Origin of the sequence: Photorhabdus hainanensis, from assembly GCF_018448965.1 — a bacterium.
GTDB classification, from domain to species: Bacteria; Pseudomonadota; Gammaproteobacteria; order Enterobacterales; family Enterobacteriaceae; genus Photorhabdus; species Photorhabdus akhurstii.
The window spans coordinates 1-648 of record NZ_RCWD01000123.1; the positions used below are offsets into that span (position 1 = coordinate 1).

Annotated in this window: 2 protein-coding genes; both read left to right on the forward strand. The window is 53.5% G+C overall.

The genetic code is table 11. The annotated features are described in order from the left end of the window. The first annotated feature begins 85 nt into the window (after positions 1–85). Complete coding sequence (gene tnpA / locus EAE92_RS24150) at positions 86–382, forward strand: IS66 family insertion sequence element accessory protein TnpA (RefSeq protein ID WP_162120926.1); 297 nt, start codon at positions 86–88, stop codon at positions 380–382. After that, positions 379–648, forward strand: a 270-nt coding sequence (gene tnpB / locus EAE92_RS24155; RefSeq protein WP_214069867.1) for an IS66 family insertion sequence element accessory protein TnpB, incomplete at its 3' end; no start/stop codon positions are given. The genes tnpA and tnpB, both read left to right, overlap by 4 nt.

Sequence of the window (648 nt, forward strand, 5' to 3'; positions counted from 1 at the left end):
ACGTAACCGCCTAATTAACCCCACATATCCGACAGATTAATCTTTTGTCATAGTGAGTTTTCTTTTATTGAGAGGGCGAATCACTATGACACTCACTGAAAAACAGCAACACTGGGCGGCAGTTATTGCTTCCCAAAAGCAGAGCGGGCTAACGGTGACGGCGTTTTGCCAGCACCATGAGATTAATCCGGCCACATTTTACTATTGGACAAAAAAGCTCCGGCAACAGCACGAGCCCCAACGCCTGCATCCCGTTGTGGTTGAGGAGCATTCCGAGGCCGAACACACCGTCACGCTCTTTCTGCCCAACGGACTCCGGGCTGAGTTGCCGGCCAGGTTATCCACCGCGCAAATCCGCCACTGGATTGAGGCGCTGCGATGATACCGGTCGGCACAATTTATCTGGTATCCGGTCATACCGACAGGCGAAAATCCATCGACGGGCTGGCGAGTGTGGTTGACGCGCTGGGTCTGGAGCCGCTCAGTGACGCCGGGTTTATTTTTTGTAACCGTCATCGCGATAAGCTCAAAATTTTGTTCTGGGATACCAATGGCTTCTGGCTCTACTACCGCCGGCTGGAAAAAGGCCGCTTTCAGTGGCCCGCTCCGGTGTCAGACGGCACGGTACACATTACACGCCAGCAACTG